This window comes from Mycoplasma sp. 4404 (assembly GCF_034863325.1).
In the GTDB taxonomy this organism is placed as follows: domain Bacteria; phylum Bacillota_I; class Bacilli_A; order Mycoplasmatales; family Metamycoplasmataceae; genus Mycoplasmopsis.
Map to the genome: position 1 here is coordinate 1 of NZ_JAYFFE010000002.1, position 21,386 is coordinate 21,386.

Annotated in this window: 14 protein-coding genes and 1 rRNA gene; 4 read left to right on the forward strand and 11 right to left on the reverse strand. The window is 26.7% G+C overall.

All coding sequences use genetic code 4. The annotated features are described in order from the left end of the window. The 3 genes from VBN07_RS01745 to VBN07_RS01755 form a co-directional block, all read right to left on the reverse strand. Positions 1-268: ribosomal RNA gene (locus tag VBN07_RS01745) — 16S ribosomal RNA — on the reverse strand; the annotation flags it as partial. A gap of 190 nt (positions 269-458) precedes the next feature. Next, entirely contained in the window at positions 459-1,106 is a 648-nt protein-coding gene (locus VBN07_RS01750; RefSeq protein ID WP_257089504.1) for a DUF402 domain-containing protein, read from the reverse strand. A 33-nt stretch (positions 1,107-1,139) separates the two neighbouring features. After that, positions 1,140-3,320 (reverse strand): MYPU_1760 family metalloprotease, encoded by a 2,181-nt coding sequence (locus VBN07_RS01755; protein ID WP_323177601.1) that lies wholly within the window; start codon positions 3,318-3,320, stop codon positions 1,140-1,142. A 153-nt stretch (positions 3,321-3,473) separates the two neighbouring features. Between VBN07_RS01755 and VBN07_RS01760 the strand changes: the two genes are divergently transcribed. Further along, a complete protein-coding gene (locus VBN07_RS01760) occupies positions 3,474-3,689 on the forward strand; it encodes an MAG6790 family protein (RefSeq protein ID WP_257089500.1) in 216 nt (71 codons plus the stop codon). 116 nt (positions 3,690-3,805) lie between these two features. Then, positions 3,806-5,713 (forward strand): M13 family metallopeptidase, encoded by a 1,908-nt coding sequence (locus VBN07_RS01765; protein WP_323177602.1) that lies wholly within the window; start codon positions 3,806-3,808, stop codon positions 5,711-5,713. Between the two features lie 222 nt (positions 5,714-5,935). Here the strand turns inward: VBN07_RS01765 and VBN07_RS01770 are convergent, their stop codons facing one another. Next, positions 5,936-8,032 (reverse strand): hypothetical protein, encoded by a 2,097-nt coding sequence (locus VBN07_RS01770; RefSeq protein WP_323177603.1) that lies wholly within the window; start codon positions 8,030-8,032, stop codon positions 5,936-5,938. Between the two features lie 104 nt (positions 8,033-8,136). Continuing rightward, positions 8,137-10,674 (reverse strand): S8 family serine peptidase, encoded by a 2,538-nt coding sequence (locus tag VBN07_RS01775; protein WP_323177604.1) that lies wholly within the window; start codon positions 10,672-10,674, stop codon positions 8,137-8,139. A 268-nt stretch (positions 10,675-10,942) separates the two neighbouring features. On the opposite strand from VBN07_RS01775, the gene VBN07_RS01780 reads away from it, so the two are divergent. Then, positions 10,943-12,340, forward strand: coding sequence for an MIP family Ig-specific serine endopeptidase (locus VBN07_RS01780; RefSeq protein ID WP_323177605.1), 1,398 nt, complete (start codon positions 10,943-10,945; stop codon positions 12,338-12,340). 25 nt (positions 12,341-12,365) lie between these two features. Here the strand turns inward: VBN07_RS01780 and lepA are convergent, their stop codons facing one another. Continuing rightward, the gene (gene lepA, locus VBN07_RS01785; RefSeq protein WP_257089491.1) at positions 12,366-14,168 is read right to left on the reverse strand and encodes a translation elongation factor 4; all 1,803 of its coding nucleotides are present in this window, start codon (positions 14,166-14,168) and stop codon (positions 12,366-12,368) included. Between the two features lie 386 nt (positions 14,169-14,554). On the opposite strand from lepA, the gene VBN07_RS01790 reads away from it, so the two are divergent. Further along, complete coding sequence (locus VBN07_RS01790) at positions 14,555-15,166, forward strand: variable surface lipoprotein (protein WP_323177606.1); 612 nt, start codon at positions 14,555-14,557, stop codon at positions 15,164-15,166. 161 nt (positions 15,167-15,327) lie between these two features. On the opposite strand, the gene VBN07_RS01795 is transcribed toward VBN07_RS01790, so the two are convergent. The 5 genes from VBN07_RS01795 to secG form a co-directional block, all read right to left on the reverse strand. Then, positions 15,328-15,987: a deoxynucleoside kinase gene (locus VBN07_RS01795; protein ID WP_323177607.1), complete on the reverse strand. Its 660-nt coding sequence runs from the start codon at positions 15,985-15,987 to the stop codon at positions 15,328-15,330. 80 nt (positions 15,988-16,067) lie between these two features. Continuing rightward, positions 16,068-16,352: a putative quinol monooxygenase gene (locus VBN07_RS01800; RefSeq protein WP_323177608.1), complete on the reverse strand. Its 285-nt coding sequence runs from the start codon at positions 16,350-16,352 to the stop codon at positions 16,068-16,070. A 24-nt stretch (positions 16,353-16,376) separates the two neighbouring features. After that, positions 16,377-18,710, reverse strand: a complete 2,334-nt coding sequence (metG, locus tag VBN07_RS01805; protein ID WP_323177609.1) for a methionine--tRNA ligase — start codon at positions 18,708-18,710, stop codon at positions 16,377-16,379. Positions 18,711-18,814: 104 nt separating this feature from the next. Beyond that, positions 18,815-21,040, reverse strand: coding sequence for a ribonuclease R (rnr, locus tag VBN07_RS01810; protein ID WP_323177610.1), 2,226 nt, complete (start codon positions 21,038-21,040; stop codon positions 18,815-18,817). A gap of 4 nt (positions 21,041-21,044) precedes the next feature. Then, on the reverse strand, positions 21,045-21,284 hold the full coding sequence (gene secG / locus VBN07_RS01815; RefSeq protein WP_257089479.1) for a preprotein translocase subunit SecG: 240 nt from the start codon (positions 21,282-21,284) through the stop codon (positions 21,045-21,047). Positions 21,285-21,386 lie beyond the last annotated feature (102 nt).

The window sequence follows — 21,386 nt, forward strand, 5'->3', positions numbered from 1 at the left end:
CTTGGTAGGCCATTACCCTACCAACTAGCTAATGTTACGCACCCCAATCCTTTAGTGAAGCTTTAAGGCTCCTTTTATATATAGAACATGCGTTCCATATAAGTATCCGGTATTAGCGATAATTTCTCATCGTTATCCCAATCTAAAGGGCATGTTAAGTACGTGTTACTCACCCATTCGCCGCTAAGTTCAAAGAACTTCGCTCGACATGCATGTATTAGGCACACAGCCAGCGTTCATCCTGAGCCAGGATCAAACTCTCGAAAAAAATTGACTTGTCATGTCTTGTATATATCTAGTTTTCAAAGAACTTCTTTGCTATCAAAAGCATGAATATTATAACACTATTTTTTTTATTCAAAGTTTTTTTAAAAATTTTTTTCGAATTTTTTATTTGAACTTTTGATTAAAAAAATACTGTCCACATCATAGTTTAATGGACAGTATTAAAGTTTTTGTTATTTGTATATTTTTGAAATATCAGCAAACATCGAAGTTTCTTCATTGTATTTTCTTCTATTATTAGTGTCTAATAATTTATTATATGTTTTCTCTGTTATTAATTTGTCATCATATAAAACTTTTAAATAGTATGCAATAACTTCATCCGAAAAGAAATATTCATAATCATTATATAAAGAAATGATGTCTTTAATTTCATCATAAATAGTCTTTCTTAATGATTCTGGATATTTCATCTCTTTTGAATGTTCAGCAAATTCTTCTCTATCAACAATTTGCAATTCTTTATCTGGATAACATTTTATGTCTAAATCATAATCAATAAATTTAAGAGTGTCATCTTCAAAAATTGGACGTGATGCAAGGTTTATATAATAATAAGAACCACTTTCTTTTAAAAGAACAATTGCATTGTACATTGAATCTTTCGGAATAAATCAAATTGCATTTTCTTTATATCTTCACCCATTTACATCTCTTTCATATTCAGCCACTTTAGTGTTTTTTAAAAATAAAACAATATGTCTCTTATTATGAAAAATTACTTTTACAGAATTTCATTGTCTATAAAGATGACCATTATGTTTATAAGCTTGAACATTAATCATTTGTCCAACTTTTAATTTAGAAAAATCTCATAGCATAAATCCCTTTCTGTTTGCTTGTAAATATCTTAACTATCTAAATAATTTATGAAAATCTAATTTAACTTTATTATCTGTAGTTTTTATTATATTGTAAACATTTTCATTTTTTGTTGATCTTGCCGTTGTTACTCATCTATTTTCAGGAAGTGTTATTTCTTTTTCTAATAAAATTTCATTTTCTTCAGCAATATTATTGTTATTCAAATCTTTTCATAAATAAATAACTGAATTATTACTTGGTTTTGTAATGAAATCTTCCGAAATATATGGAATAAATAAAGCGTTTGTATATTCATTTAATGAATTTGGATAAATTCTATTATTTAATTGCTCTTCTCTTTGCTGAGCTTGTTCTGATGTTAATGAATTTGATAACAATGCACCTTTATCAAAAGTTTTGTGACCAAAAAAATTGAATGTATCTAAGTATTTAATTTTTGATGTTGCAGTAACTTGATTATTATTTGGATTAACGAAGACAAACCCTGTGTACTCATTTGAATCTAAGTAACCACTTAATTTGATTTTATGTTGATTTGCTTCATTATTTTCAATTTGCGAATGCTCTGAATCAATTCATTTTCATCCACTATTATCATAATATAGTTGTGAAATAGTTTTTCCATAACCCATTGTATCTAAAAATAATTTGTAAAAATCAACTGATTTATCTTGTTTTATTTTCTGAAGATTTAAATATTCAGTTTTAGTTCTATATCCTACTTGAGGTTGATATTCAGATAAAGCAAAAGGTGTTGTTGGCAGAAGAATTGAAGATTGATTTTTATAAGTTCTTGTTCTGTTTGAATTTTCTTGAATTGTCAAATCACCTTGTATGTATCATCCTTGTCTATATTGTGAATCAAAATTATTCAAGAAAACTTTACTCATATCATCAGCTAAAGATGTTGGTGAAATTGTGTAAGTTGTGGATGAAGATGTTTTGTCGATATGAGCATAGCTAAAATAACTCATTGTAAAGATATCTTGACCTTTATTTCTTGAATCTTCCATAGCAGGACCAATTGGATTTGGTAAATTTATATTAAAGTAAGGTTCAAAACCATATTTCAAATATTCTCTAGGGACTAATTCAGTCAATGAATAATAGTAGCGAATATTATTTGATGAAAGACCGAACTTTGTATCAGGCGAATAATACAATTTTGAATGTTCTTTTAATTTTTTATTAAGTTCAATTACATCAGGATTGCTTGGTTTTCCGTTTGAAAGATCTCAAATATCTTTTGGACTAAAAACATTATGAATAAAACTGTTTTTTTTGTTATTATCTGCTCTTAATATTTCTCAAGTTTCATCAGAGATTTTTGATTTTGAAGTTACATCATAGTTTAATAAATATTGAAATGAATCAACAAACGATTTATTTCAATATTGAATGTAAAGATGATTATGCTGATCTTTAATTGTTGCTCCAGGTGAATAATAAATAATTGACGGGTTAACTAAATCTGAATCATCATTTTCAAAACTATAATATTTTGCAAGTACATCTTTTTTAAATGCAATTTCTGCATATGAGTTTGCTCAATGGTGCATATATTCGTGGAATGTTGTTTGCATCATATAAGCAATAATTTCATAAAGGCTCATTCCTGATTCACAAAAAAAGAAACCATTAATAAAGATATTTTTAATATTTGGAATGTATAAGCCGTTTGCAGTATTATCTATTACACTAAAATTATTTATATTTATAGCTTCAAGATCAAAAACTTCAGTACTGAATGGAATTTTTCTTTTAAATTCATGAGCATATAAAACTAAACCTTCAGGACCTAATAAATATCTACGTTCACTTTTGTCTTCACTAACATAATATGCATAGTCTCTAAAGGTCACATTTGTGTATGGATCTATGTATTCAAAATAGCAGGATCCATTAGTTTCTTCATATTCATGCACATTATTTTTTTCAGTTTCAAATCTATTTAATATTTGACTAACTTCATCATTACTTTTTGATGAAGTTTTCATAAATTCTTTATCGTTAATTGAGACTACATTAGAAGCTGCAATTGTAGGATGTGTGTAATTTGTAAATCTTAATTTAACTTGATTAACTTGTTTTTTATCACCATTTCCGGAAGATTTAAAAATATCTAGAAAACTGCATGAATTAGTCACAAGTGTTCCTAGCCCTAAAATTGAACCAGTTAAAAACAATAAAGATTTACGTAATTTAGTCATGTTTAAATCATACACTTTTTATCTTAAAATAAGATAAGAAGTGATGTAATTATTTTTTTCATAAATGTGAAAAATTTACTAGAAAATATTAAATTTTTGATAACTGTATCTCAAAAAGTTATAGAATAAAAGTGTAAGAAATCGGAGGTGCTTATGTACAAATACAAAGCAAAATTAGTAGCTAGTGGTGAAGTTATTGCACAAGCTAACACAATTGACGAATTAGAAGGTCAAATCAAAGGATTTCGCCGTGGTCAAAAACACGGATTACACACCAAGGGAAATGAAAAAATTGAAATATTCCATATAGAAAGAAACAATTTGGAAGGTAAATCACATTCTAAAGAAGTTTCAGTTAAAGTTGTTTAATTTATTAAATAGAATTTATATATTATTTTTATAGATATGTGCCACCAATTTTTGGTGGTTTTTGTTTAAAAAACTCTAATTGCTATATAATAAAAAGAAAATTATAAGGAGTTAAAATGTCAAAACCTAGATTAGAAGATAATTTTTATGAATACGTTAATTATGAATGATTAAATACTGCTACAATTCCATCAGATAGATCATCAATGTCAGCATTCGGTGAATTAGATATCAAATTAGAAAAATTACTTAAAGACTTAACAGTTCAGTGAGCTAATGGTCAAAAAGAATTACCTAATGATCCTATGATGAAGCAGTATGTTGAATTTTACAAAATGATTATTGATAAAGATAAGAGAAAAGAAATCGGAATAAAACCGGCTAAAGATTTTCTTAAAAATATTGAAGAATTAAAATCATTTGAACAACTTGCTTCAAATTTTGATTACTTTAATAATAGATATGTATCTTTACCTTTATCTTTTGGTGTTGGAGAAGATTTTAAAAATAATAAATTACAAGTTTTATGACTTGATGAATTTAGCTTAATTTTGCCATCAAAAGAAACATATGAAAATGAACAAGAAGCAAATAGATTAATGACTGTATGAATTAATATGGTTTTTGATTTATTACAAAAATACGGATTTGATGAAAGAAAATCAAATGATTTAATTAATAAAGCTATTGCTTTTGATTTAAAAATTAAAGATTATGTTCTTTCAGATGTTCAAAAGGCTGATTATGTTTCATTATACAACCCTAAAGAAATCTCATGATATACCGATAAAAGTTCAATTTTTAATATTCCAAACATTGCAGAGCAATTAGTAGGTCAAAAAGTTGAAATGATACCTTGTTCGAACGTTAAATTTATTGAAAACTTAAACAATATTTTCAATAGTGAAACATTCGAAGATTATAAAGCCTTATTCTTTATTAAAAACTTAATTTTTGCAGCTTCATATTTAGATGAAGAAACAAGAATTAAAGCAACAGAATTTAAAAATGCAATTTACTCAATCCAAAAACCAAGAGATTTAGAAATGTTCGCTTATGATTTAGCTACTAAATATTTCAAAGAACCATTAGGTATGTACTATGCAAAACATTTCTTTGGAGAGAAAGCTAAAAAAGATGTAGAACATATGGTTGCTAATATGATTGAAGTCTATAAGAAAAACTTGGAAGAAAACACATGATTATCAAAAGAAACAATTAAGAAAGCAATTACTAAATTGAACAAATTAGGTGTCATGGTTGGATACCCAGAAATCATCAGACCATTTTACAAAGATTTTGTTGTTAAGACATATGAGCAAGGTTCAAATATTTTAGAAAATGTTTTATTCTTTGAATCAATTAAGACTCAATATAACTTATCGCAATACAATCAATTAAAGAATGATAAGTATTGATCAATGTCTCCAGCAGAAATTAATGCTTACTTTAATCCATTTGCAAATCACATTGTTTTCCCTGCTGCAATTTTACAAGCTCCTTATTATGATATTAATCAATCTTCATCTGCAAATTATGGAGGAATTGGAGCAGTTATTGCTCACGAAATCTCACATGCATTTGACAACAACGGTTCACAATTTGATGAAAATGGAAGCTTAAACAACTGATGAACTGATGAAGATAGAGTGAAATTTGACGAAAAAATTGCCGCTGTTATTAAGTTATATGATGGTAAGGAAACTAAATATGGAAAAGTTAATGGAAAACTAACAGTTTCTGAAAATATTGCTGATATCGGTGGAGTTTCATGTGCCTTTGAAGCTGCTAAACTTGAAAATGACTTTAATCCAAAAAACTTCTTCGAAAACTGAGCTAGAGTTTGAAGAATGATTATCACAGAAGGAAGCGCAAAAAGAAGATTGGAATCTGATGTTCACTCACCTTCAGAAATACGTGGAAATGTTGTTTTATTAAACAATCCAGATTTTACAAAAACTTATAACTTAAATGAAAATGATCAAATGTTTTTACCTGAAGAAGAACAAATCAAAATTTGATAATTAACTAAATTGAAAAATATAAACCTCAATATAACGAACACATTTTTAGTGATAGTTATATTGAGGTTTTTGATTAAATATTGAAATTTAAAAAAATAAATAGACGACCGCTGTCAAACTAGAACAAGAAAAGTAGACAGTTTTTTATTTTATGCCTACTTTTCTTGTTTTGATTTAATTAAGGTTATAGGATCTCACTTTACAAATCAGTGAAATTCGATTTTAGTTAATCTTTAAATTCATAAGTAATTGATTAATAAATTCAACAGTATCATTTATTTGACTAAGTATTTTTGAATTTATTAATACATCATATTTGTCATTATTTTGTTTTGAATTATCATATTTATGAAGTATATTTAAATAATTTCTTAAATGTTTTTTAAACTTAGAATCATCAGTTTCAGATCAACTTAAAATTTCATTTTTAATTTCTTTCAATTTATTGACTATATAGTCTATTTTGTTCAAATAAGCAGATAACAATTCATCCTTATTTATATATTTTGCAATTTTATCTAATTCAGATGCATCAAACGAATAAGAAATATTATAGTTATCTCCTAGAATAGAATAATCTGCATTTCTAATTTTTGTTTTAAAACCTTCCAAACCTGATTCCTTTAAATATTCAGATTCATGTCCAAATAAAGTAATTAACTCATAAACTTTTGTTCAAGTGTCATTTTTTCGATATTCCACTTTATTAAAAATTGACTTAAATTTTTCTAAATATTTTGCATATTCTATAGGAATCTTATTTTCATCTATCTTATCCAAATTCTCAAGACCTAGTCACTGGTTAATAGTAAGGCCATCGAATATTATTTGTGATGTTTCATTACTGTACAAATTACCTTTAGGATTTAAATAAACCCTATTATTGTATTTATTTATTATGTAGAAATTATTATCTTTATTTCTAGATGAAAATTCATATCACTCATCCACTCCTTTTAATGGGTCAAATCAAACTAGGATATCTTCAGTAGGTTTGAATCATTTTTTTGCATCATTATGATTATTCGAATTTTGATAAGTGTTTAAAATTTCAATATCATCTTTTATAATAGCATCATAAAATAGTGAGTGATTATTCTTATTATTACCGTTTATTTCGTTTTGAGACATTAATCAATATTTATCTTCGGGAAAACTAGTATTTTTGTCTCTAGATGATGTTAAAGAGTTTATTACTCATATTGGAGAATCATTTTGTTTAGTATTTTTATTTTTAAAATAATATGCAGAATTAATATAGAAGTAATATCTTTCTACTTCATAATTCTTAGAACTACTATATGCATAATTAACATATCTTGGATGAATAATATTATTATAAACATAATCTCAATAAGAACTATCATGATTATTAAATTTAGAAAACATTCCATTTAAAATTTCATCAAGTTCATGATTATGATTATTCACTACAGGAATTTGAATTAGAAAATCGGAATTCTCAATCCTGTCCTGTATGTGCTTGTCAAAGTCTGAGATTTTCACTGGAGGAACTTCGTCATAATATGAAGTAATTTTAGGGATGAAAATCCTATCGTCATTATATTTATTAGCGACTGCATATTTTTCAAAATTATAATTTAACTCTCACAGATTAATAAATTTATCTGCTAATTCAATGAAATTAAGAATAGGATCACTACTTTTGTCAAAATCAAATACAGCGTTTAAGTTTTTATGATTAAAGGTACTCATTAAAAGGTGAGTAAATCAAAATTGATCAAACTTATTTTGTATTGTAGACTTATTGAATTTTGCAACGTCATTGTGGAAACTAATATCATACTCTTTTGAAAATTTTTTAAATTCATTTCAATTTATTTTAAATTTTGAGTTAATTGGTTTAATGTCATTCATTAAACTGCTCAATTTTTTATTTGTATCGCTAGAAACACTTGCTAAATGGTTTGTTTTATGAATTGATAAAATGTTAGGTTTAGCATTTTTTAAATAATTTAATAAAATATCCAATTTTCTATGCTCAAAAGATTCAAAAGTAGACATTTTGTTAGGCTCATCAGGTAACTCATCATAATAACTTTTAATTTCCTTTATTGTTGTGCTAATTTTGTATTGAATTTTATTTCTGTTTAAAATAAAATTATTTAAAGCCGAATCGTAATCTATTTCTATATCTTTCAAAAATGTAGATTTCAAGTTTGCTGATAAAAAATCGATTTCATTCTTCACTTTATCTTTTATGTGCACAGCATAATCATCACTCACTAGATTAAATGATTTTAATTTAAAAGCAGGTTCAACATCCACTTTTTCTCATATGTTATAATTCTCTCTCAAATACACTTCTTCATTACAACTGTTAATAAAGAAAGGAGGTGTTAAAATTGTTGCAGTTAATATAGATATAGATAGAAGACTTTTATATTTTTTCATTTTCATTTTTAATCAGCAGAAATTGTCACTGTTAATAAACCACCTGCCAATACCCTCTTAATTAATTCATATTTTTCTTCAGTGAAAAACTTGCTTTTTGTTTTTGTTATCAGTCTAATATCTAATTTTTCTGCATATTCAAAATCTATTTTATCAATTTTAACACACTCAACATTTGTATCAGTTCCTGTACTGAAATTTCAATAACCTTTTTTCTTAACATTATTTGAGTTAATGACGTCATTATGTCAACCACTTCGTTCAGTATATGGTCATACTTCTAAATCGAAAATATCTACTAACTCTTTCTTAATTTCATATAAGGTGATATCTGAATTAGCTAATGCTGAATATTTTTCTTTGAATTTATTTAATCTATATTCTGAATTCGTAAAATCTCAAGACAGAGCTACTCTTAAACTATTTTTATTTTTCACAAATTCAGAAATATCTAATTTTACAATTCTTGATATTTCATCAAAACCTTTTCTGAATACTTCACGATAACTGTTGTTTTCAATTTTATTTCTTGGCAAACCGAAAAAGTGGATTGTGCAACCATTAAGATCTGCAGGGATTTTTACTATTTCCGGTTCATCTTCTTTGTTAGTTATATCAGGAATTTTTACTCATATTTCATTTTCTAAAACATCTTTTAATGTTTTATATTTAATTGAACCAAAACCAGACATTGTATATGAATTATTAGAATGGACAGCCTCAAATTCTAAAGCATTAAAAGTTTCCAAAAATTCCGGATCATCTGATGGGTCATAATCTCTAGCACCTAAATCCCAAATATATCTTGAAGAAGATGCTAACGCTGCTTTTCAATCTCTAGGTGCTTTATTGTGTGCGATTTTAGAGCTTTCTGCTTCTAACAATGCAATTGTTCCTGTAGTCATAGGAGTAGCAAAACTTGTGCCAGTTTGATCTTTATAAAGTAGTTTAAATAAATTTTCTGATCTTCTATTTTCTGTCTCAATAGGTAAATTATTTAACTCACCATAATTAATTATTAATGGGAAATCACCTTTATCATAAGAACCTTGTTGACTAAATCTTGAGACATATCCTGAAGGATTCATAGAACCAACATATATAACGTTTTTTCCACTATTAGTATTAGCCGACATACTATCGATATATTTTAAATCTAATTTTTTTCTCAATTTTGAATTAGTTTCCATATGATAAGTTAAACGATCGCAAATTCTTAATAAAGATAGCCACTCCTCATCATTACCTGCTGCTATAAAAAATTTCATATTATATTTGAATGCATATGAATCAATCATGCTCATAATAGGTGCATACGAATATTTATGGTCCAATAATTTTTCTAATTTTTCTATTTTCTGATTTCTTTCATCCCAATTGCAAAAATTACTATATCCCATTTTTAAGACTTCTTGAATATTTTCTTTAGTGTTTAAACGCTCGTTAGTATATAAGTATCATAAAATTATGTGTTTTATTTCTAAAAACATTTCCAGATCTTCTTGTTCTAACTTGTCATTTCAAACACCTTTCCTTATCAGATACATGTATAATTCATCAAAATTTTTAATATTGTATTCAGCTTTAATTTTTTCAAATCTAGAACTTAGTTTGTTTAAATGATTTCAAACATTTTTTGCAACTCCCTCTTCGAAGATTGTGGATCCTCCAAAACTCATATTTATTAATTTAACATTGTTAGACAACATTTTTCTTAGAATGGAATCTAGAGTTCTTATTCTGAAATAATCAGGAGTACGACCAAGTGACTGATTTATTATTTTCGTATCATCTGTTTTATGATCATAATATGTCAAAAATGTTTTTTCTCCTAAAGAGAAAGGATTAAACATATTAAGTGAAGCTGAATGAATTTCTGCATTTTTTAATATACCTAAATGACCACTCATTATACTTGCTACAGTTGTTGCATGAGATGAAAAAAGATTTTCAAGCGATTCTCTTTGTATCACTTCACCTAAAGTACCTGAATTATTATTCAAATTTACTTTATTATTTACTCAAAAAATTTCTTTATTGAGCTTTCATAACATATTTCTTGTTAGTTTTGAATTTTCCATTTTCTTGAATGACTCACTTGATATAACGTCTATTGAATCTTTGACAAAATATTCCATATCTTTCTTATCTGAAATTTCTTCCTTGCTATATTTAGGAAGATATAATTTTAAATTATCTGATGTTTCATCGTTTTGTAGAAATAATCAAGGATTAACAAGTCCTAATTCAATAATTCCAATTTTTGTCTTTTCATCATTGTTTTCATTAACTTTGTTTATCGAATCTGAAATACCCAATTTTTGGAAATATTGGAGATAAGGACTTTCATTTTCTTCTGATTTCATTAATTTATTAAATTCCTCGATATTTTCAAGTTCAATATAATGATCATATAAATCTCGAACCATTTCTTCGAATTCTTCGGAACTCGGTTTTGCACTTACACTTAATGAAGAGCAAATAATGACTGGTGAAATTAATGAAGGTAAAAGCAATTTTTGAAATATTTTTTTAATTTTGTTCATTTTATTCTCCTGAAAATAAGTTTTATACCTCTAATAACTTTATTCTACTACTTAATGAAATAAAAAATGAAAAACATTACTAAAAAATTGTTTTTTTTCACATTTTGTGGAAAATATGATTTAAAACTTCAAAACATGTGGATAAGTTACTTAAGGTTAATAATCTTTTCAATTTCTTTAGTTAATTCAGTAATAGTTCATTTTTTGGAAAAATTACTATATTAATGAGGTAATTATGGTAAAAATCGGAGTCTATTTAATGACTTTTATGAAATTGATCTTTAGTTTTAGTTTTTTCGCTATTTCATGTAAAACAAATAACTATCAATTAACTAAAGAAATCAATGAAAAAAATCAGAATACAAATTCTTATAAAATAACAAATAATCTATTGAATCAGAAATATTTAAATAATTTTGTTCCATTATTAATTAATAATAAAATTTCGCTAGGTTCGACAAAAGTGAATTGAGAAAACATCAAACTTGATAAAAACAATCAAATCAATCTTAATATTTTTAACTCTCAGTATCAAGATATGATTGATAATGTATTTAAAGTTTCGTTTCATAACTATAACCCTTATAACAATGTAAACTCACAATCAAAATATATGATTCACTCAGGCACTATCAGTTTATTTGATTATCATCTTGATGATAATGGTGAAGTTGAAAAATTGTATTTCGCCACAAATGCTCATGTTCTAAATAATTTTAGAAAGAATTGTTCTGATGACTCAATATTTTCAAATATTGTCAATGATAATCAATTATTAAATGACGAAAGTAGTTTTATAACTTCACAAGTTCAAGTTTCGAAAGTGAAATTTTATCCGAATAAAAATCAAGAAGTTAAAGAAATTTTTAACTTTAATCCCAGTGATTTTAGAATTGTATATTTAGCATTAGATTTTCTAAAGTCTAGTCCTAAAGATTACATCCACAATATGGATAATATCGAAGAAATGATCGACTTTGGTATATTGGAACTTGATTTAAAAAATCTTCATAATAAAAGTAATTTGATTTTTGAATACTATAAAAACGAAAATTTAGTCAGATGTAAAAAGATCTCATTCAATGAATGATTAGAGAAATTTATTAATATTGAAAAAATTAACGCAATCTCTTCTGATAATGATTTGAAAAATCAAGAATTTTATTCAATTGGTTACCATGATAAGAAAAATGAGCTTACTTTTAATAATTCAAATAAATTAAATCATTCAGAGCAATTTCATTTTTTTGAAAACTATCCTGGTTTTGTCGATATTTTGCTGAACTTTAGATACATAAAGCATCTAAATAATTTTAAGTATCTAAATAAATCAATTTTCAAAGTAAATAAATTTGTTAATTATGGTTTAGGATTCGTAATAAATGATTATCAACCATATTATGGTTCATCAGGATCTCCGGTTGTTAATCAAAATAATCAATTACTTGGTTTAATGTTTGCTACATATGATGTTGATTTTAAAAATAAAGCATCAATATCTTGTTTATTAAGATCGCCTGAATTAGATTATTTACATAACTTCGGGTCATACAACATAGAACCATATGATTTAATTTATGGAGGATATCAAAATCAAAAATCATCATATAAAGATGCAATTAGAAATTTATATGGAGATAACTATAAAACTTGATTAATAAAATAACCAGGTATTAACCTGGTTAAATAAATTATTTGTCAATATTTGTTTTTAAAACTGATAAGAAAGCTTCTTGTGGCACTTCGATAGAACCTAGTTTTTTCATACGTTTCTTACCTTCTTTTTGCTTCTTGAGTAATTTTTGTCTTCTTGTTACATCCCCACCATAAAGTTTTGCAGTAACATCTTTTCTATAAGCTTTAATTGTTTCTCTTGCAATAATTTTTCCACCAATTGTGGCTTGCACAGGTACTTCGAAGTTTTGTCTAGGTATTGCATCCTTGAGTTTTACACATAACTCTCTTGCTGCTTCATATGCTTTTTCTCTATGTGTAATTATTGAGAATGCATCAACTTTATCACCATTTAATAAGATGTCAACTTTAACTAAATCTGAAGGTCTATATCCAATTCACTCATATTCAAATGATGCATAACCTTTTGTGGTAGATTTTAATCTATCAAAGAAATCAAAAACAGTTTCAGCTAATGGTAATTCATAAATTATTCTAGTTCTTCTAGAGTCAACTGTCTCTAAAGTTTTATAAATACCTCTTTTATTTTGACAAAGTTCCATAACATTACCAATATATTCATTTGGTACAAAAATACTTGCCTCAACATAAGGTTCTTCAATTTGTTCTATAAATGTTCTATCAGGGAATAATGTAGGGTTAGAAATGTATTCAATTTCTCCTTTTGTAGTAGTTACCTTGTACTCAACACTTGGGCTTGTCGCAATAATTCCAACTTTATATTCTCTATCAAGTCTTTCTTGAAGAATTTCCATATGCAACATTCCTAAGAAACCAACTCTAAATCCAAACCCTAATGCTTTTGATGTTTCTTGTTCTCATGTGATTGAAGAGTCTGATAATGAAATTTTTTCTAAACTTTCTTTAAGATCCATGTAATCTTTTGTGTCAATTGGGTAAAAACCAGTAAATACAACAGGTTTCATTTTTTTGTAACCTGGAAGAGCTTGTTTTGTTGGATTAGAAATTAAAGTGATTGTATCCCCAACGTTAACTTCTTTTGCATCTCTAATTGCTGCTGAAACTCATCCAACTTCTCCTGCGACTAATTCGTCTTTTTTGGTTTCATTTGGATTTTTAATACCTAAGTCAATAACGTGATACTCATTTCCTGCATCGTGTCTTGACATAAATTTAAACTTATCTCCTGTTTTAAGCTTACCTTCGAATACTCTGATAAACATAACAACTCCACGATATGGATCAAAGTAACTATCAAAAATCAATGCTTTTAAAGGTTTATTATCATCTGCATTTTTAGGTGCTGGGATATATTCAACAATCGCGTCAAGCAATTGATGAACACCTTGTCCTGTTTTTGCAGACACCAAAATAGCATTATCAGTTGGTATACCGATAACTTCTTCTATTTCTTTTTTGACACCTTCAACATCAGCACTTGGTAGATCGATTTTATTTATAACAGGTAAGATTTCTAAATTATTTTCAATCGCTAAATAAACATTAGCTAAAGTTTGAGCCTCAATACCTTGTGTTGCATCCACAAGCAATAAAGCTCCCTCAGAAGCTGCAAGGGATCTAGAAACTTCATAATTAAAATCAACGTGTCCTGGTGTATCAATTAAATGAAAAATATAGTCTTTATACTTGATTTGAACTGCATTTAGTTTAATTGTAATACCACGTTCCTTTTCAAGATCCATTGAATCTAAAAATTGAGCAGTTAACTCTCTTGTGTCTACTGTATTTGTGTATTCTAAAATACGGTCAGCTAAAGTACTCTTACCGTGATCTATGTGAGCTATTATTGAGAAATTACGAATTTTACTTTTTTCCATAGTTCTTTAAATTATAGATGAAAATTTTTTTCATTTTTTGAATTTTTATCTTATAATAATACCAGTGCTTTATCCTTGAACTTGATTCGGATAAAGAATGTGATGTCCATGAAACATCCTTCTTGTGTTAAATTATTAAACACCTGTCACTAAATAATTTTATGTAAAACACATAATCATTATTATGCATTACATAACTTCGCCACAGCTTTCTAGCTGTGGTTTTTATTTCAGAATTCACTGAATAAAGGGTGTAACTAGAGAAAAAATCCTTAATTTTTCACAAAATGTGAAAAAAATAAGAAAAAATTACATATTTATTACATAATATTTGAAAAATGTGCTTAAATTTAAGTAGATAAATTAATTTTCAGGAGATGATTATTATGAAAAAATTAAAAACTTTACTTATGAGTATTGCTGGATTATCAGCTATTGTGGCACCAGCCGTGGCAGTATCATGTAAAGATACTAAAAACCCAGAACAACCTGCTAACCCAAACACAGGTTCACCTGTGCAAGCTGACCCAGAAATTGCTGAATTAGATAGAATTGGTGAAAGATTAGTGGCTAAAGGAGCTGAATTATTCACATTCTTACCAGAAAAAAGACAAGATGTTATTGACAAATTAACAAAAGGTGAAGTAAGAAAAAGACAATTATTCTTCTCTAACTATGATGGTCAATTAGCAACAGGTGTTGGTAGAGATTACAATGTTACACAACCTTCAACAGAAATTAAGGCTATTAATACTGAAAAAGGAATTCAACACATTAAAAGTGGATACATGATTGCTAATGATGTAAAACCTCAATACGAAAACAAACAAGGTATTCAAGGGGCAAGTGGATGACTTAACACAGTTTACAATGAATCACAAGGAACAGTTACAATTAAATTCAAAGTTGCTAAATATGTTAATGATGCAACACCAGTTAAGAGTTCATCAAAAACATTCGAAGTTACATTAAATCTTCCAGCTGCTACTACAAATTAAACAAATACACCAGCTTAATAATTTTTACATAGATTTTATACAACACTAAATTAATTAGATTAGTGTTGTTTTTTATGCTTTTGCAAAAAGAAAAACACTCATTCCTGTTCTTAATAGAACTAAAAATAAGTGTTTTCTTAATTGTGATAAAAAAGGAAAATCTATTGACCAAGTAATTTTTCTTCAGCACTAATAATTGATAATGCTTCTTGCAATATTTGTTTTTCATCTTTATCATTTGTGTCTATGACATAGTACTTAAGGTTATATTTTGAAGCTATCTCTTTAAAGATTTTTAAATAGTTAGAATGTAAATTTTTAAAATATTCGTAATTAGAATCAAAATTCTTCACTTCTGATTCTCTATTTCTTGCAAACAATCTTTTCTTAAATGTTTCAAAATCTACATCCAAGAAAATTGCAAAATGTGGCATTTCATCTTCAGTTACTAACTTTTCAAACATAGCATCATAAGCCTCTAAATATTTTTCACTTTTTGCTGATAATATCAACTTAGCAAAAATATAATGTTCTAATGCGAATCTATCAACAAAAATGTGATCTTTTTTAATATTTGAATTTGATTGATTGTATTCATCTAATAATTTTGCAAACTTATCTGAATGATTTTCAGCTATATAAGATTGAAAACTAATTGTTAAATTTGGTTTATTTTCATACAATCAATTTAAGAAAGTGTTGAAAACATCATCGGATTCTTCAAACTCTCTTAATATTTTTGAAGTAGGAAACTCTTTTTGTAAGTTTTTAACTAACGAACTTTTTCCTGCAGCAATCATTCCACTTATACCTATAACCATAAATGCCTCACTTTAATAAATTTGGATAAAAAATCAACTCGATTAATTTAATGAGTTGAATTTACTTAAAATTATTATTACTATTTAACTAAATCTACATCATATAATGTATTAACTGATTTACACATTTTATTAAGGGTTTTAAACTCTTGTTTAAACTCTTCTAACTGCATAAACTTTTCATAATCTAATCTTGTAGATCATCTTTCTAAAACAATTACTACTCCCTCAGGATCGACAGAATATTCGAATGATAAGTTTTCTTCTTTCATTCTTGTTTTTTTAGTTAATATAAATAAATAATCAATAAATCCTTTTAATTTTTCTGGATTTATTACATATCTTGATGCTTTGGCAAAAATCAAAATCGCCTCCTTAATAAGATCAAGTTATTTTTTTAAACGAGCAAAGAGCATATACTCATTCCCTTGATTAATATTATCAAATTTTTGATAATCTTCTATTAAATCAATAGAAAAACTATCAAAACCTAATGCTGTTGCTACTTCTTTTGTTTTATCTTTTAATACAACTGATAAATAAGTTGATACTGCATAAATACCATTTAGAAGTCTTACTAAAATTTGCTCTAGTCTTGGTAAATCTTCTTTTAATTTTCACGGTTCTGTTAAATCAACATATTTATTCAAGTCGCTTGATAAATTAATAGCAGCTTTTAATGCTTTGTCAATTTCTAAATTGTCAAAGTGTTTTTTATACTCAGAAATAGAATTTCTAATTTTTAAGTCTATGTCCAAGTCATTTTGATCTTTTGATGACTTGTATTTTAAAGGACCTGAAAAACTATTTGATTTCATTTTTAAAGTTCTTGAAACTAAGTTTCCATAATTATTAATTAATTCAGAGTTAATCACATCAATAAATCTATCTTCATCTCAAACACCATCTTCTCCTAATGTGATTTGTGATGTTAAATAGTATTTAATCATTTCTTTATCGTATTTAGCTAATAAATCATATGGATCAACTACATTATTTTTTGATTTTGACATTTTTCCTGTCGGTGTAACTAATCAACCGTGCGCTTGAATTCTTGTAGGTTGTTTTAAGTTAAGCGCTTTAAGGAAAATAGGTCAATAAATCATATGGAATCTTGCGATTTCTTTGCCAATTAAGTGAATAACTTCTGAGTCTTTGCTTGCTCAAAATTTCATAAACTCATCTGGTTGTTGTTTGTTTTTTACATCATACCCTAAAGCAGTTATATAGTTGCATAATGCATCTAATCAAACATAAAGTGTATGTGTTTGGTCTTCATCAATTTTGATACCTCAGTCAATATTAGTTCTTGTAACTGATAAATCTTCTAGTCCTTTAAGTAAGAAATTATTTTTCATCTCATTGATGATTTTGTTAGGTGCTAAAAATTCTGGATTACCATCGATATACTCAACTAATCATTTCACAAACTCGTTCATTTTGAAGAAATATGAATCTTCTGAAACTAAAATTAGCTTGTGACCACTTGTCGGATGATAATATCCATCTTCTTTTTTAACTGCTTGTGTTTCTGTTAAAAACTCTTCATCTGAAACTGAGTACAACCCATTGTATTGTCCTTTATAAATAAAACCTTTTTCTAAGAAATAAGAGAAAATGTGTTTTACTGAATCTTTATGGAATTGTGATGATGTCCTTGAAAAGAAATCATATTCTATTCCAAAATCAACTCACATTTGTTTATATTTAGCAACTAAATTGTCAACAAATTCTTGTGGATTTACATTTTGCTCAGCAGCTTTTTGTTGAATTTTTAAACCGTGTTCATCACTACCTGTAAGCATTTTAACTTCATAACCAAGTAGTTTTTTATAATTAGCTAAAACTCAAGCAACTGTAGTTGTATATAAGTGTCCGATGTGTAAATTTCCACTTGCGTAATAAATAGGTGTTGTTATATAACTTGTTTTTTTATTCATCTTCTCCTCCACTTTTTTAGGTCTATAAAGTTTTTTAATTTCAGGTAAATAATCATGATTATTTTTATCGATATTATCATGAAGATATAAGTTAGGTAAGAAATGAACACCTCAACCTGTCTGGTATCTTGCTTCAAGTAAAATAAATTTAGGTTTATCGTCTATTCTAGGATAAATAAGTTGAACTCTTTTTGGCTCAAATTTATATTTTCTTAATAATTCAAAAGCATCAACCATTCTTTCAACAGGTAATACTAGTGATAAAAATCCTTTTTGTTCTATTATTTTAGAACAACCTAAAATTAATTGTTCTAAATTTAAATGAATTTCGTGCGTTGCAATTAGTTTTTCTTGTGAAATGTTATTTTTAACTTTTGTTTTATCATAAGGATAAAAAGGTGGATTGCAGAAAATAAATTGATATTTCTTTTGTGCAATCTTTGTGTGCTGTTTGTAAAAATCATTAAAGTCTTGGTTAATAATATGAATTTGATTTTCCATATTATTAAGCTTCACATTTTCTTTCGCTAACTCTGCTGCTTTTTTTTGAATTTCAATTGCATCAATTTTTAATTTGTCATATCTAGAAGCAACAAAAATTGATAAAGCACCATTATTAGCGCCGATTTCAAGTGCTCTAGTGCTTTTTTTATTTAAATAAATAAAATTACCAAGCATAATGGTGTCAACTGAATAATTAAACATATCTTTATCTTGTTTAATTACTAATCCAGCATCAAAACCTAATGAATTTTCCTCTAAATTTCTATTTTTATTTTTCATTTTTATCCTTTAATAAATATTTTTAATTATATTAAATAAGTTATATAAAAGATAACTTTTCATTATAAAAGCGCATAGCTCTTTATTAGCTTTGCGCTATTGTTTTATTTTTGAAAATTTTTTCTTGATTTTGAAAAATTTTGCTTATTTTTAGAAGCTCTTTCAGCTTCTTCTTTTTGCTTTTTAGCTAATCAAGCTTCGTATAAATCAGCTAATACACAAGTAATTTTACCTTCAACTAAATCAACTTCTGTAACAACTACATCTACAAAATCACCAATTGTAAATTTTCTATCTTTAGAAACCAATTTAGTTAAGTTTTCATTAGCTTCATATTCTCCATCAATCAATGTTGACTTATGAACTAGCCCACTAGCTTTAAAATCGAATTCAACAAAGAAACCAAAGTTAAGCACACTTAAAATTTGAGCTCTAAATGGTGAACCGATTTTATTTTTTAAGAATTCAGCAAACTTAAGATCATTAACATTTCTTTCAATTTGAACTGCTTTTTGTTCTGATTTAGTATTTAAATCACCAAATACAGGTAAGTTTAATCTAAACTCTTCAAGTTTTTCAGTTTGTTTATTAATAATAAAATCTCTAATTATTCTATGAATGATTAAATCTGGGTATCTTCTAATCGGACTTGTAAAATGGCAATAATATTCACTTGCTAATCCAAAGTGCCCAATGTTTACATCTGAATAAATTGCTTTTTGCATTGAACGCAAGAACATTAATTTAATAAAATCATCATCTCTTTCAGCTTTAACTTTATTAACAAAATCAGCAAATATTTTAGGAGTAATTGAGTTCGCTTTAAGTTTTGATGCGTCTATTGAAACTGCTGCTAAAGAGTTTTGTAGTAATTGAATTTTATCTTCATCCGGCGCTTCGTGAACACGATATAAGACAGGTAACTTAGCATCAAAAAGATATTTAGCAACTGTTTCATTTGCTCTAACCATAAAGTCTTCAATTAAAACTTCGCTAAATCCACGTTTATTGATCACTATTTGTTCAACTCTACCATATTGATCAAGTTTAATTTTAGGTTCATCAATATCAAAATCAACATATCCTTCTTTGATCTTGTAATCGTGAATAATTAAACTTAATTCTTTAGCTACATTAAGCATTTGTTTTAATTTAGCTACATTTTCTTGGTTTGAATGATCTTCATTAATTTCGCCTGTATTGTAGTATTTGTCAACTTGTTTGTATGTTAATCTAAATTTACTTTCAATAATACCTTGTGAAATATCTGCTCTAACTGTATTTCCATTTTTATCAATTTCCATTTCGCAAGCTAAAACAAATCTTTTTACATTTGGATTAAGCGAACAAATTCCATTTGATAATTCGACAGGTAACATCGGAATAACTCTGTCAACTAAATAAATACTCGTCCCTCTGCTTAAGGCTTCTTGGTTAATGAATGAACCTTCTTTGACATAGTGAGAAACATCAGCTATATAAACTCCAAGGAAATAATTTCCATTATCTAACTTTTTAACTGTGATTGCATCATCGAAATCTTTTGTATCATCACCGTCGATTGTTACAATCATTTCGTTTGTAAAATCACGTCTATTTGTTTGGTCTTCATTATCAATTGTTTCAGGAATTAATTTAATTTCATCTTCAGTATTTTCAGGGAAAGCTGATGGAACTTTAATTTGTTCTAAGTATGATTTAACAAAAACCATTGGGTCAGCTTCGTTTGTAATAACTCTTTCAACACTTATTGTTATGAATTTATCTTCGTAAGCTAAAACTTTAGCTAAAACTAAGTCATTTAATTTGTTTGGAACACTTGAAGGAATTAATTTAAATTTAACACTTTTAAATCTAGCATCAATAGGCGCAAATGATTTAACACCATTTTTTTCTTTTATAAATCCAACAAAACTTTCATTGTTTCTTTGAATAATCTGTGTAACTACACCATCTTTTAATTCTTCATCACCTTTTTGAAGTTTATAAACATTAACCTTAACTTCATCACCACTAATAGCTCCATTAAAATTAAAAGTTTTTACATAAACACTTTTTTTAGTTCCTTCTTCTTCGTTGATGTCATAATCAACAAATCCAAAGTTACCTTTTGTAGCAACTTTTAAAATTCCTGCAACTGTTTCTTCCAGTTCTGGTGAATAATATTCATCATTATTATTTCTAAAAACTAAATATTCAGATTGCAAATCTGAAATAGCTTTAGTCAAGTCTTTGTTATTTCTCAATGAAACTTTAAAATGTTTTGCAATGTCTAAAAATGACCTTGACTTATATTTTCTAATGTAATTTAATATTTCTTGTTTTTGCATACTTTTATTTTTTCAGTACTATTCTTAAAACAACTGAAGCAATAATTAAAATTGCTCCTAAAACTATCATTGAGTATTTTAAGAATTTCTTAACTCCTCTTTCTTTTGAATTTTTAAATAACTCCAAGTCTCCTGAACCAACTAATGCTCCTGAAAAACCATTTGAATCAGGTGACATTAATAATGAAACGAAGACAATTAGAATTCCAACCATTACCAATATAACTGTTAAAAATGTTGACATTATTACTCCTAATATTTACTTATTTAATATAAGTTAGATTAATATTTTAAATAATACCACAATATCTGTTTTTTGTGCTTTACTGATATAACTATATGCTAG